The sequence below is a fragment of the Ginsengibacter sp. genome, from assembly GCF_057362405.1.
In genome coordinates this window covers 1-12,507 of sequence record NZ_JBMQQG010000124.1, presented here as the reverse complement: position 1 = coordinate 12,507, position 12,507 = coordinate 1, and the positions used below count along the sequence as shown (strand labels likewise).

Annotated in this window: 13 protein-coding genes; all 13 read left to right on the top strand. The window is 39.3% G+C overall.

All coding sequences use genetic code 11. The annotated features are described in order from the left end of the window. The first annotated feature begins 238 nt into the window (after positions 1-238). The 13 genes from ACO1O5_RS10410 (at position 239) to ACO1O5_RS10350 (ending at position 11,861) form a co-directional block, all read left to right on the top strand. The gene (locus tag ACO1O5_RS10410; RefSeq protein ID WP_486269939.1) at positions 239-1,375 is read left to right on the top strand and encodes a flavin-containing monooxygenase; all 1,137 of its coding nucleotides are present in this window, start codon (positions 239-241) and stop codon (positions 1,373-1,375) included. A 153-nt stretch (positions 1,376-1,528) separates the two neighbouring features. Then, complete coding sequence (locus ACO1O5_RS10405) at positions 1,529-1,981, top strand: pyridoxamine 5'-phosphate oxidase family protein (protein WP_486269937.1); 453 nt, start codon at positions 1,529-1,531, stop codon at positions 1,979-1,981. 121 nt (positions 1,982-2,102) lie between these two features. Then, the gene (locus ACO1O5_RS10400) at positions 2,103-3,389 is read left to right on the top strand and encodes an acetyl-CoA hydrolase/transferase family protein (protein WP_486269935.1); all 1,287 of its coding nucleotides are present in this window, start codon (positions 2,103-2,105) and stop codon (positions 3,387-3,389) included. A 340-nt stretch (positions 3,390-3,729) separates the two neighbouring features. Continuing rightward, positions 3,730-5,178 carry a F0F1 ATP synthase subunit beta gene (gene atpD / locus ACO1O5_RS10395; protein WP_486269933.1) on the top strand — a complete coding sequence of 483 codons (1,449 nt, stop codon included), beginning with the start codon at positions 3,730-3,732 and terminating at the stop codon, positions 5,176-5,178. A gap of 59 nt (positions 5,179-5,237) precedes the next feature. After that, the gene (locus ACO1O5_RS10390; RefSeq protein ID WP_486269931.1) at positions 5,238-5,627 is read left to right on the top strand and encodes a F0F1 ATP synthase subunit epsilon; all 390 of its coding nucleotides are present in this window, start codon (positions 5,238-5,240) and stop codon (positions 5,625-5,627) included. After that, positions 5,627-5,950, top strand: coding sequence for an AtpZ/AtpI family protein (locus tag ACO1O5_RS10385; protein WP_486269930.1), 324 nt, complete (start codon positions 5,627-5,629; stop codon positions 5,948-5,950). The genes ACO1O5_RS10390 and ACO1O5_RS10385 overlap by 1 nt, the downstream gene beginning before the upstream one ends. Beyond that, a complete protein-coding gene (locus tag ACO1O5_RS10380) occupies positions 5,937-6,257 on the top strand; it encodes an N-ATPase subunit AtpR (RefSeq protein ID WP_486269929.1) in 321 nt (106 codons plus the stop codon). Before ACO1O5_RS10385 ends, ACO1O5_RS10380 begins: the two co-directional genes overlap by 14 nt. Next, positions 6,247-6,954 (top strand): F0F1 ATP synthase subunit A, encoded by a 708-nt coding sequence (locus ACO1O5_RS10375; protein ID WP_486269927.1) that lies wholly within the window; start codon positions 6,247-6,249, stop codon positions 6,952-6,954. The genes ACO1O5_RS10380 and ACO1O5_RS10375 overlap by 11 nt, the downstream gene beginning before the upstream one ends. Next, a complete protein-coding gene (locus ACO1O5_RS10370; RefSeq protein WP_486269925.1) occupies positions 6,947-7,216 on the top strand; it encodes a F0F1 ATP synthase subunit C in 270 nt (89 codons plus the stop codon). Before ACO1O5_RS10375 ends, ACO1O5_RS10370 begins: the two co-directional genes overlap by 8 nt. Before the next feature lie 12 nt (positions 7,217-7,228). After that, entirely contained in the window at positions 7,229-8,023 is a 795-nt protein-coding gene (locus ACO1O5_RS10365; protein WP_486269923.1) for a F0F1 ATP synthase subunit B family protein, read from the top strand. Further along, positions 7,977-9,554 carry an alternate F1F0 ATPase, F1 subunit alpha gene (locus ACO1O5_RS10360; protein ID WP_486269922.1) on the top strand — a complete coding sequence of 526 codons (1,578 nt, stop codon included), beginning with the start codon at positions 7,977-7,979 and terminating at the stop codon, positions 9,552-9,554. Before ACO1O5_RS10365 ends, ACO1O5_RS10360 begins: the two co-directional genes overlap by 47 nt. Next, positions 9,547-10,434, top strand: coding sequence for a F0F1 ATP synthase subunit gamma (locus tag ACO1O5_RS10355; protein WP_486269920.1), 888 nt, complete (start codon positions 9,547-9,549; stop codon positions 10,432-10,434). The genes ACO1O5_RS10360 and ACO1O5_RS10355 overlap by 8 nt, the downstream gene beginning before the upstream one ends. A gap of 143 nt (positions 10,435-10,577) precedes the next feature. After that, positions 10,578-11,861, top strand: a complete 1,284-nt coding sequence (locus tag ACO1O5_RS10350; protein ID WP_486269918.1) for an MgtC/SapB family protein — start codon at positions 10,578-10,580, stop codon at positions 11,859-11,861. Positions 11,862-12,507 lie beyond the last annotated feature (646 nt).

Genomic DNA, 12,507 nt, shown 5'->3' with positions numbered 1-12,507 from the left:
GGCATCGGGGCGTATCATGGAAAGTATTCTTTCGACACATTTATTCATTACAAACCGGTAATGAAAACGCCCACCTGGTTTGACCCGGGAATTAAATACCCGCCTTATAAAGGAAAACTCAAATGGTTTAAGCGCCTGGTGAAATAGTTTATTAGCCTTTCGATTTAAAACCTAAACATGAACTGCATACAAAGTAACTTTAGATAATTACACATGAGAAAAAATGCCTGGTTCTTCTATGAGTATACGGGAAACAAATGTACTAATTGTTGGAGCCTCTGTGTCAGGATTGGCCTCCGCTGCATCTCTTCAGAAGCAAGGGATAGAATATTTGATTATAGAGAAGAACCAAGCAATAGCTGTTCCGTGGCGCAATCATTATGAGCGGCTCCATTTGCACACAAATAAAAGTGGCTCGAACTTACCTTATAAAAAATTTGGCGCTGGTGTTCCCCGATACCCATCCCGCCAGCAGGTAGTTGATTACCTCAGCGATTATCAAAAAGAATTCAACATTTCTCCTATTTTTAATACAAAGGCGACAAGGATAAGTAAAGAAGGGGATCGCTGGGTTACCGAAACCAATAACGATGTATTTAAATCAAAATATATAATCATTGCCACCGGCCCGTTTGGCAAACCTAAGTCGTTTGATTTTAAAGGCATGGAAACATTTGCCGGAAGAATATTGCACAGTTGCGAATACAAAACCGGGAAGAATTTTAAAGGACAAAAAGTTTTGATCGTGGGGTTTGGGAACTCCGCTTGTGAGATTGCCATAGATTTATTCGAACAGGGAGCAGAGACATACATGTCTGTTCGCTCGCCCGTTAATGTAGTGCCACGGGATGTTTTCGGGATACCGATCCTGCAATTAAGTTTATTAATGAAGCCATTACCACCGCGGATCGCTGATGCCATCAATGCCCCGTTGATGCGGTTATTGGTTGGCGATATCACAAAGCTGGGGTTAAAGAAATTACCCTATGGGCCATTGGAACAAATACAAAAAGATGGGAGGGTGCCTTTGTTAGACATTGGTACCATAAAACACATCCGGGAAGGACACATCAAAATTTACGATAATATCGATCACATCTCAGGCAGCTCAGTACACTTTGAAAATGGCGAAGAAAAAAGTTTTGATACGATCATTGCTGCTATTGGTTACTATAATGATTACTCCGAAATAATCGACGTTGATAAAAGTCGCTTTGACGATTTAAAAGCCAGCGTAGATAGGCAAAAATATTTTGGAAAAGACGGTTTGTATTTTTGCGGTTTTTGGGTTGCCCCCACCGGCCAGTTTCGCGAAATTGCGCTGGATGCAAAAAAAATAGCAAAGGATATTGCCAAAAAGAAAATACCAGGCTGATCAAAAAAACTAATTTTCACCCAACTGCATGTTTTAATCTATCCTAAGATCTATTCAATAATCCATGATTATTATCACAAGTCTCAATGCTACGTATCATGTTATAAAAGCCTCGCCTGTAATATTTTTGAACAGATTAAATAAAACTTTGCAATGCTTGGAGAACTAAATGAAATGCAAATGAATCATTTCCTGCTTACCCAGGCAATAGGAAGAATCGCGTGTACCGATGGCAAAAAACCTTACATAGTTCCTGTGACTTATGCGTTTGATGGCAAAGACATAATAGGACAAACAAGGGAAGGAAAAAAGCTGGATATCCTGCGCAAAAATACCAACGTATGTTTTGAAGTAGATGCCATGACTAATATGGCCAATTGGAGAAGTGTAATAATCGACGGCACATTTAGTGAATTAAAAGGAACCGAGGCTGATAAAGCAAGGGATTATTTATTCAATCATATATGGCCTTACTTAACGAGTTCCACCATTCATTCACACGAGCATGAGGCATCCCGTGAAAGCGTTAATGATGTAAATAGAATTAAACCCATCATGTTCCGGATTAAAATAAAAGACAAATCCGGCAGATTCGAGAAACAATAAAATCAGATTAGATGAAAATATAATTTTGTTTTGCAAACCACTAAACAAGTTCAGATCTTCTTAATTTCATCTAAAGTCAAATAACCTATTTTCTCAATAAACTAAAAATTTAAGAACAATAATGGAACCTGGTAAAAACGTTTCTGCGGAAGAAGCAGTAAAAATTATTCAATCTGGTAACAGGGTTTTTGTACATGGCAGCGCAGCAACTCCTATGCATATTTTAGAAGCTATGCAAAATAGGTATGCAGAACTTAATAATGTTGAACTCGTGAGCATTACTACTTTTGGAAATATTCACTTCAACGATCCTAAGTATGGAAACAGCTTTTTTATTAACTCGTTATTTGTTTCGGAAAATACCCGTGCTGTTGTTAACAGCGATCATGGCGATTATGTGCCGATATTCCTCAGCCAGATACCGCAACTATTTATCAGGAATATATTACCGCTTGATGTGGCCATCGTGCAGGTATCGCCGCCGGACTCGCATGGCTATTGCTCTTTGGGAACTTCGGTTGATATTGCCCGTGCGGCAGTAGACACTGCCAAACATATTATAGCCCAGGTAAATTCTAAAATGCCACGCACCCATGGCCAGGGCTTTGTGCATATAGATAAAATAGATGCTATGGTGTGGCACGATGCGGAACTTCCCGAAATTGACTATTCATCCAAATCGAGTGATACCATTACCAAGATCGGGTACAATGTAGCGTCCCTTATTGAAGATGGTGCAACCTTACAGTTAGGCATAGGCGCAATTCCCGACCAGGTATTGCAGAATCTTTATAATCACAAAGGACTTGGCATACATACAGAAATGCTATCAGATGGTGTAATCCCGTTAATAGAAAAAGGAATAATTGATAACAGCCGAAAAAAGATAAATATGGGTAAAACCGTAACAGGCTTTATGGCGGGCACTAGGAAATTATACGATTTTGTAGATGATAATCCTTCAGTAAGAGTCATGGATATTAGTTATGTAAATGACACAAGCATTATCAGAAAAAATCCAAAAGCAACTGCAATAAACAGCGCTATTGAAATTGACCTAACGGGACAGGTATGCGCAGATTCTTTTGGCACGTATCAATACTCAGGTATCGGCGGTCAAATGGATTTTATAAGAGGCGCTTCACTTTCCGAAGGAGGAAAACCAATTATAGCAATGCCCTCGGTAACTTCAAAAGGCATATCGAGAATTGTTCCTTTTTTAAAAGATGGCGCCGGAGTTGTTACGACGAGAGGCCACGTACATTGGGTGGTAACTGAGTTTGGAATGACTGATCTCTTTGGAAAAAATTTGAAACAAAGAGCAAAAGAATTAATTCGTATAGCCCACCCTGACAATAAAGAATCGTTGGAAAGAGCCTTTTATGATAGATTCAAAACAACGGTTTAATTTTTTTGCCTTACCCTGGTACTGCTGATATAAAATTTATCAAAAACCAACCCACAACCAAAAAAGCCTTGAAAACTAATACTGACAAGGCTTTTTAATTTACAAAAAGTCACAAATCGGCAAGCCATTGCTTACTCTTTCGCTCAAGCAATAGTGACTTCTATCATGTCTTCTTATTCTTTACATCATAGATGGCAGGTGTGATCTTTTCTAATTTTGAATGGCCTCCACTAATCACTTTAGATGAAATGACTGAAAAAGGACGCCATAGTCATTCACCGCCGGAAGTAATTGCCATAGAAAATTAGTTAACAACCTAATTTTGATTAAAGAATTAGTTATGAATACTAGTTCATCTCATATTGATACAGAAAATGCAAGCAACCTCAAAAAGAATGTAACAACAGGCCTGGTAACCGCAATACGTGGTAGCATAGTAGATATCCGTTTCGAAAAAAATCTCCCTTCCATTAACTCAGTTGTAAGGACCGGAAATAAGATGGAAGTTATTATTGAAGTGCAACTCCAGCTCGACACAAAACATGTTCGTGGCATTGCGTTAACACCAACACAAGGACTTGCAAGAGGCATGAAAGCCGTAACAACAAATGAGCCTTTAAAAGTTCCGGTGGGAGAAGATATTCTCGGGCACATGTTTGATGTTTTTGGGAACACATCAGATAATTACATTTTATCATCATCTCTTGAATGGCGAAGCATTCACCAAACGCCCCCGACGTTGATGGAGCGCTCAACCATATCCGAAGTTTTTGAAACGGGCATAAAGGCAATTGATGTGTTGGTCCCTTTGGAACGTGGCGGCAAAGCCGGGTTGTTCGGGGGCGCCGGAGTTGGCAAAACCGTTTTACTAACGGAGCTCATTCACAACATGGTAAAGAACCATAACGGCATCAGTATGTTTTGTGGCATTGGCGAACGTTGTCGTGAAGGGCTGGAACTCTATCATGACATGAAGGAAGCAGGAGTTCTGCCGAATATGGTGATGATGTTTGGTCAAATGAATGAATTACCCGGCGCCCGTTTTCTAGTAGGCCACGCCGCATTAACAATGGCAGAATATTTTAGGGATGATGAACATAAAGATGTGTTATTGCTTATCGATAATATTTTTCGTTTCATCCAGGCAGGCATGGAAGTATCCGGACTGATGGGCCAAATGCCCTCACGGTTGGGTTATCAACCAACGATGGGAACCGAATTATCAGAACTGGAAGAACGCATTGCCAATACCAACGCGGGCGCTATCACTTCTATACAAGCGGTGTATGTGCCGGCAGATGACCTAACAGACCCTGCCGCTGTACATACATTTTCTCACCTGTCTGCATCGATTGTTTTGTCAAGAAAGAGAGCAAGCGAAGGTTTGTATCCCGCTATAGATTTGTTACAGTCAGGTTCAAAAATGGCTGCGACCGGTATCATAGGAGAAAGGCATTACAACATAGCGCAGGAGATCCGGCAAACATTGGCACAATATGAAGAGTTGAAAGATATCATTGCAATGCTGGGCCTGGAACAGCTTTCAGCGAATGATCAAAAAAAAGTGAACCGGTCACGAAAACTGGAGCGTTTTCTTACACAGCCTTTCTATACTACCGAACAGTTCAGCCAGTATAAAGGAAAAAATGTAAGCCTTAAAGATGCGCTTGATGGATGTGAGAGAATCTTAAACGATGAATTTAAAGACTATCCCGAAAGTGATTTTTATATGATTGGTTCTATTGATGAGGTGAAACAAAGGAAAGTAAATCTCACTGCCAGTAGTTGATAATACATCTTGTCCGTCTCCCTCGGGAGAGGGGTTGGGGTGAGGCTAAATAAATTTTAATGAATCTAAAAATATTACTTCCGTTTAAGGTTTTTGCATTAATAAACTATGTAAAAAAAATTGTTATTGAAACAAGTGCCGGTTCATTTGGCCTTTTACCGCAACGACTCGATTTCACCGCTGCAATAGTACCCGGTATTCTAATGTATGAATCAGAAAGTGAAGGATTGAAATATGTAGCCTTAGATGAAGGAATTGTGATAAAGGCAGGCCCCGATGTTTTGGTATCTGTTAGAAATGCCATTGGCGACGCTCCATTAGGAACGCTCCGGGAATTGGTTGAAAAAGAAATGCTGCAACTGGACGAAAAAGAAATAAATGCACGTTCGGTTATGGCGAAACTGGAAAGTGGTTTCATGAGGAATATTCAAAAATTAAGAACAGGCTAGTGGAAAAGCAAACATCATATAACAAAAAATCTTTCAGTAGCGAGGTGGGCGAAAAAGAAAAAAGAAGGTTGCAGGCGCAGCGTGATAAAAAGAGTGTGTGGGCAGGATTAGGTTTATATGGAATGGTAGGTTGGTCAGTAGCTGTACCTACTTTATTGGGTGCCGCTTTAGGTATGTGGCTGGATAAAAAGTATAAGGTAACTTTTTCATGGACACTCAGTTTACTAATTACAGGTTTGATGATTGGCTGCCTGGTTGCGTGGAACTGGATACAAAAAGAAAATAAGGAAATACATAAAAAACAGGACGATGAAATTGAATGAAATGATAAACATGCTTCCGTCATTACTTGCGGGAGCCCTTTTAGGAATTCTATTTTTCGGTGGCCTTTTGCTTACGATACAAAAGGCCCTGCATTCAAAAAAAGTGGCTTTGCTTTTTATTGGCAGCTTTATTATCAGGATGGCAGTTACTCTTGCAGGATTTTATTTTGTGTCCCAAAACAGCTGGCAAAAAATGTTGGTTTGTCTTGCAGGATTTTTAATTGCAAGGACCATTATAACCCGCATCACACAAAGAAACAATCACTCAAAAATTGCTTCAATAAAGGAGGTATCACATGAGGCTTAGTCCCGACCAAAAGATTTTCTGGCAGCATGGGTTTGTAAATATCAACCTTACCATCGTTACTACATGGGCGCTGATGATTATCCTGGTCGCAGGTGCAAAACTTATCAACCGTAAATTAAAATCGGAAATTAAAACAACACGTTGGCAAAATATTTTAGAGATGCTTGTAATCGGTATGAGAAACCAAATAAAAGAAGTGGGCCTGAGCAACCCGGGAAAATATATTGGTTTTATCGGCACGATGTTTCTGTTCATTGCTGTTTCCAATTTATGTACCATCCTTCCCTGGTACGAGGCTCCAACAGGTTCCCTATCTACCACGGTTGCGTTGGCCATTTGCGTATTTATTTCGGTCCCCTTTTTTGGAATTGCTGAAAGCGGGATAAGGGGATACCTGGAATCATACCTGCAGCCTAGTTTTATTATGCTGCCATTTAATATTATCAGTGAGTTCTCACGAACACTAGCCCTTGCCGTTAGGTTATTTGGTAATATCATGAGTGGTGGCCTTATCGTATCCATTCTCCTTTCCATAGCGCCATTTTTCTTTCCTGTAGTTATGAGCGCTCTGGGTATGTTAACGGGAATGGTACAGGCATACATATTTGCCATATTGGCAACGGTATATATAACGGCTGCGACACAGGATATTAAAAAGAAAACAAGTAAAAAATTAAAAAACATACAAAATGGATAGTACAACTATTATTGCAGTAGCATCCATTGTTACTGCCGGACTCACAACAGGAATTGGCTGTATGATGCCCGCATTAGGCGAAGGAAAATCGGTTTCGTCTGCATTGAATTCAATTGCCCAGCAACCGGACGCATCCTCTACCATTACCCGAACGCTCTTTGTAGGACTGGCAATGATAGAATCAACAGCCATTTATTGTTTTGTGGTATCGATGATTCTCATTTTTGCTAATCCCTTCTGGAACCATTTTATCGCTAAATAATTTGTACAGAGTATGCAGATCAACTGGTTTACGGTTATAGCACAGATTATTAATTTTCTCATCCTTGTATGGTTGCTGAAAAGATTTTTGTATAAGCCTGTTTTGAATGCTATTGATGAAAGAGAAAAAAAGATAGCAGCCCAACTAAAAGATGCTGAAGCTCAAAAAGCAGCAGCTCAAAAAGAGCTGGATTTATTCCAACAAAAAAATGAAACATTTGATAAAGAGCGGGCAGCGCAATTAAATAAAGTGCAGGAAGAAGCAAAGGCTGAAAAGCAAAAGTTGTTCGACGAAGCAAGAAGTGAATCTGATGTGCTGCGTTTGAAATATGAAATCGCCCTGAAGCAGGAAAAAGAAAATATAACTGATACGATTAGACGAAAAACGCAGGACGAGGTTTTTGCCATTGTCGGCAAAACGCTTGCCGATCTTGCCTCCGTTAGCCTCGAAGAACAATCAGTAAAAGTATTTATAAAAAAAATACAGGATTTGAAAGATGAGGAGCGGGTCAAATTTAAGGAGGCTTTTATGAACGCTAATAAAACAGTTCTTATTAAAAGTGCCTTCGAATTATCCACATCATCAAAAGCTGAACTGGAGAAATCCATAAGTGAAACAACAGGAAAGGGAACAAATTTTCAGTATCAATGTGAGCCCGCATTGGTAAGTGGTATTGAAATTGATGCAGAAAAATATAATGTATCATGGAATATAAATTCTTACCTGGATACTTTAAAAAAGAATATAACTGCATCCATAAATGGACAGCAAAAAGAAAAAGATGATGCAACCGCTCAGCCTGGATAAAATAATAGATGATACGTTCAGCGAAATAAGCCAAACACGGAAAAATTATATCCCTGATTTTCAGCCGCAGGAAAAAGGGATTGTAAAAAATGTATCCTCCGGCATAGCAAAAATTACCGGCTTGCCGGGAACCGGTTATGAAGAGCTCCTGAAATTTCCGGGCAACTTATTTGGCATTGCTCTCAATCTTGACGAAGATGAAACGGGAGTTGTTTTGTTAGGAGATGATGAGCACCTGCAGGCTGGAGATGTTGTCGAAAGAACCGAACGCGTTGCGGATATTCCTGTAGGAAATGGTCTTATTGGTCGCGTGATTAATCCTTTAGGCCAACCGTTAGACGATAAAGGTCCTGTTACTTTTACCCAACGTTTCCCAATTGAACGACCTGCCCCTCCCATCATGAGTCGTGAGGCAGTGAATGTTCCTTTACAAACCGGCATTAAGGTAATCGATGCATTAATTCCCATTGGTCGTGGTCAGCGTGAATTGATATTGGGCGATCGGCAAACCGGTAAAACATCTATTGCAATTGATTCAATTCTTAACCAGCATGATAAAAATGTTTTTTGCGTTTATTGTGCTATCGGTCAGCGGGCTTCTACTGTTGCAAAAGTAATTGCCCAACTTAATAAGAATGGCGCTTTGGATTATACAACGGTTGTTGTTACAGAAGGAAATGATCCACCCGGACTTCAATACATTGCTCCATACGCAGCGACCAGTATTGCGGAATATTTTATGGAACAGGGCCGTGATGTATTGATCGTTTATGATGATCTCACCAATCATGCAAGGGCTTATCGGGAACTATCACTCTTATTACGCAGGCCGCCGGGCAGGGAAGCTTTTCCGGGCGATATATTTTATATTCACTCGCGCCTGCTTGAAAGGTCAACGCATTTAAATAAAGAGCATGGCGGTGGGTCGCTCACTGCTTTACCAATAATAGAAACAGAGGCCCAGGATATTTCGGCCTATATTCCAACCAATCTTATATCAATAACTGACGGGCAGTTATACCTGTCACCCAAACTTTTTGAACTTGGCATGTTGCCTGCGGTTGATGTAGGGAAATCAGTTTCGCGGGTAGGTGGCAAAGCGCAGTTACCAGCGTACAACAAAGTTGCCGGAAATCTAAAACTGGCTTATTCGCAATTTGAAGAATTAGAAACATTCGCACGATTTGGCACACGCCTCGATGACAATACACGTAAAGTAATTGAACATGGAAAAAGAATAAGGGCATGTTTTAAACAACCCGAATTACACCCGGTTCCCGCGACTGACCAGGTAATTATTTTACTGGCTTTAACGAAAGGCTTGTTTGATGCAATACCGTTATCAAAGATAGCAGAGGCTGAAGTATTGATCCGAAATATTACCTCGCAATTACCAAACGAATTGTTAGAGCGGATCCGATCTGCTAAACCTTTAAACAAAAGTGATGAAGAAGCCATTGTTTCATTAGCAACAACAGCGCTTCACCCAATGAAAAATATTTTGGAATCCAAATCGAATAACCATGAGTGATAGTCTTGAAAGTTTGCAAAGAAGAAAACAAAGTGCCGGGGAACTGTTTTCGGTTGTAAGAACCATGAAAGCTATGGCAGCCTCTAATATCAGCCAATACGAAATGGCAGTTCAATCTTTGCAGGACTATTATCGTACCATATCACTTGGCATCAAAGCCTGTTTCACCAGTAAGCAATTATCCATTTCTGAACTAAATGAAATAAAAAAAAACAGGCCGCTAACAGTGGCAATTGTTTTTGGATCAGACCAGGGTTTGGTGGGAAGATTCAATGATGAACTGGCTATCTTTGCTGACCAAACATTAAAAGATATAAACGATCAAAAAGAAATCTGGGCAGTTGGCGAAAGAATCTATTCAAGATTAGAAGATGTAAACTTGTCTCCCTCGAGGCTTTTTAGTGTACCCAATTCCGTTACTGCCATAACTCCCCTCGTGAATGATATTTTAATTAAAAGTGAAGAATGCAGGGAGCAAAATCAAATGTATCGTCTCTATATTTTTAACAATGCTCCGTTGGCAGGCGAAGGTTATGTTAAGCACAGCCAGCGGCTCTTTCCGCTTGACCGCAAATGGGAAGATGAAATAAAAAAATTGAAATGGCCTTCAAAAAATTTGCCACAGGTAATAGGCGCCACTAAAAACACTTTGCATGCATTGGTAAGAGAATATCTTTTTGTATCAATTTATAAAGCCTGCGCTGAATCGTTGGCCAGTGAAAATGCCAGCAGACTTCAGGCAATGGAACGTGCAGAAAAGAATATAGACGAGATAATGGATGACCTTAAACAAAGTTATAACCGGCTTCGGCAAAGTACTATTGATGAAGAATTGTTTGATGTGATTGCAGGATTTGAAGCATTAAAAAATGGCAGGTAGAAAAATCATCAATTTTGGCAAATCAAGAATCAGATTCGACCCTGGTAAACGAGTCTATAACATTACAGAATTGAAACAGAAAAAAAAAGGATTGACAAATAGTAATGCATATTTTAGTGTGACGATCGCTTAATTAATATAATATGAGTGAAGAAATACTACATCTTATTCCTTCGGGCATTACTAAGTTTATTCTTGTTACATTATTTTCTTTACTTATCGGGCTGGAGCAACGGAAGCACTATATTAAAGAAGAGTTTGAAAGCAGGTATGGAACAGATAGAACGTTTACACTTATTGGAATTTTAGGTTTTATTCTTTATGTGATCAGTCCAAAAACACTGGTGCCCTTTCTTGGCGGCGGCCTGGCGATTACCACCTTATTGGCCATCAATTATTTTCAAACAATAGCTATCCAAAAAAAATTTGGCATCACTTCGCTGGTAATTGCATTGATAACTTATTGCCTTGCTCCACTGGTGTACACGCAACCAAGTTGGCTGGTACTTTTAATTGTTGTAAGTGTTCTGATTTTAACGGAGATTAAGGAAACACTGTTTCAATTCTCCTCCAAATTCGACAATAATGAATTCATCACGCTGGCCAAATTCCTGGTTATAACAGGTGTGATTCTTCCATTATTGCCGGATAAAACCATATCACCCACTTTTAATTTTTCACCATACAAATTTTGGTTAGCGATAGTAGCCGTATCGGGGATTTCCTATTTCAGTTATTTGCTTAAGAAGTTCGTGTTCCCCAATTCCGGAATCATTCTTACCGGTATTTTAGGCGGAATGTACAGCAGCACTGCAACTACAATTATACTGGCAAGAAAAAGTAAAGACCTTCCTGAAAAAAATAAAGTAGCTGCGGCGATTATTCTTGCTACAACTATGATGTACGTTCGATTGTTTTTACTGGCTCTTTTTTTTAATAAGACTTTGGCATTGGAACTTGCACCTTCATTTGCCATCTTCATAGTTATATCTTCAGCAATTGCGCTTTATTTTTTGAGAAGCCGCCAGCGGCAAAAGAAGCAACCTGCAACAACCCAAAACTTCCAGCCAAATAATAATCCGCTGGAATTTAAGACAGCTCTGCTATTCGCAGTCCTCTTCATTTTTTTTGCGGTCATAACGGGACTGGTTACTAAAAATTACGGAACTGGAGGTATTAATGTGCTTTCATTTGTGGTAGGCGTTACCGACATAGACCCCTTTATTTTGAATCTGTTACAAAGTAAATGGAACATCGAAAATGCTGTGATTATAACGGCAGTGCTAAACGCAGTTACCAGTAACAATTTACTTAAAATGATTTACGGCATTTTTCTTTCTGACTCATCTATTCGCAAGCTATTGATTATAGGTTTCAGTGTTTTAGTTGTGGCGGGTTTACTGTTGTCGTTTGCATTTCATTTTTAGCTTGCTTCAAATCGAAAAGGCCTTGAAAGTAAATCCTAACAAGGCTCTAAAAATTTAATCGTACCCGGGATGGGAATAAGATAACTTATTGAAATGCTTGTCAATATTAACTTTCATATTTTATGAGGTACAATAGAGGTACATGGATCGTAATATTTCACAGCTTTAGATAGAAATTTGCAAACGGCATTATACTTTTTATAAATCAAAGCGGTTCATAATATTAACTTTAGACAAAGCCAAAAAAAATTACCCACGATAAGGCAAATTAAGGCAAACAATATTTAGCTTTCAAAATTAAGACACGGCTATTCTAAAAAAATTAAAACATTACAAAATGACGTCAGAGGAAGCATTAGCGAGGCATCGCAAGAACTTACATGGCTCCGCAGGTATTCCAGAAATGGACAAGAAGGAGTCTCAACGTCTTATGGCAAAGCTTTCAGCGACCTTAATCCGGACAAAGAAACAAGATATCAGATCGAAGAAGGAAACCCCGAACAAACCAACTTAGGCGTATGGGCTAATTGTCTCAAAATGGGTTAGGAAAAGAATAATAAGTTATTAAGACAAGAAGCTCAGTAAGTGGAATAGAATTCTCATTTCGATTTGTCCCAAAAAATTATGAGTTCTATTTGGCATTTGT

Bases quoted from the DNA above. Each gene is read 5' to 3' on its own strand.
- ACO1O5_RS10370 (WP_486269925.1), top strand. From the start codon at position 6,947: ATGGATAGTACAACTATTATTGCAGTAGCATCCATTGTTACTGCCGGA.
- ACO1O5_RS10355 (WP_486269920.1), top strand. From the start codon at position 9,547: ATGAGTGATAGTCTTGAAAGTTTGCAAAGAAGAAAACAAAGTGCCGGG.
- ACO1O5_RS10365 (WP_486269923.1), top strand. From the start codon at position 7,229: ATGCAGATCAACTGGTTTACGGTTATAGCACAGATTATTAATTTTCTC.
- atpD (WP_486269933.1), top strand. From the start codon at position 3,730: ATGAATACTAGTTCATCTCATATTGATACAGAAAATGCAAGCAACCTC.
- ACO1O5_RS10390 (WP_486269931.1), top strand. From the start codon at position 5,238: ATGAATCTAAAAATATTACTTCCGTTTAAGGTTTTTGCATTAATAAAC.
- ACO1O5_RS10360 (WP_486269922.1), top strand. From the start codon at position 7,977: ATGGACAGCAAAAAGAAAAAGATGATGCAACCGCTCAGCCTGGATAAA.
- ACO1O5_RS10380 (WP_486269929.1), top strand. From the start codon at position 5,937: ATGAAATTGAATGAAATGATAAACATGCTTCCGTCATTACTTGCGGGA.
- ACO1O5_RS10410 (WP_486269939.1), top strand. From the start codon at position 239: ATGAGTATACGGGAAACAAATGTACTAATTGTTGGAGCCTCTGTGTCA.
- ACO1O5_RS10350 (WP_486269918.1), top strand. From the start codon at position 10,578: ATGAGTGAAGAAATACTACATCTTATTCCTTCGGGCATTACTAAGTTT.
- ACO1O5_RS10375 (WP_486269927.1), top strand. From the start codon at position 6,247: ATGAGGCTTAGTCCCGACCAAAAGATTTTCTGGCAGCATGGGTTTGTA.
- ACO1O5_RS10405 (WP_486269937.1), top strand. From the start codon at position 1,529: ATGCTTGGAGAACTAAATGAAATGCAAATGAATCATTTCCTGCTTACC.
- ACO1O5_RS10400 (WP_486269935.1), top strand. From the start codon at position 2,103: ATGGAACCTGGTAAAAACGTTTCTGCGGAAGAAGCAGTAAAAATTATT.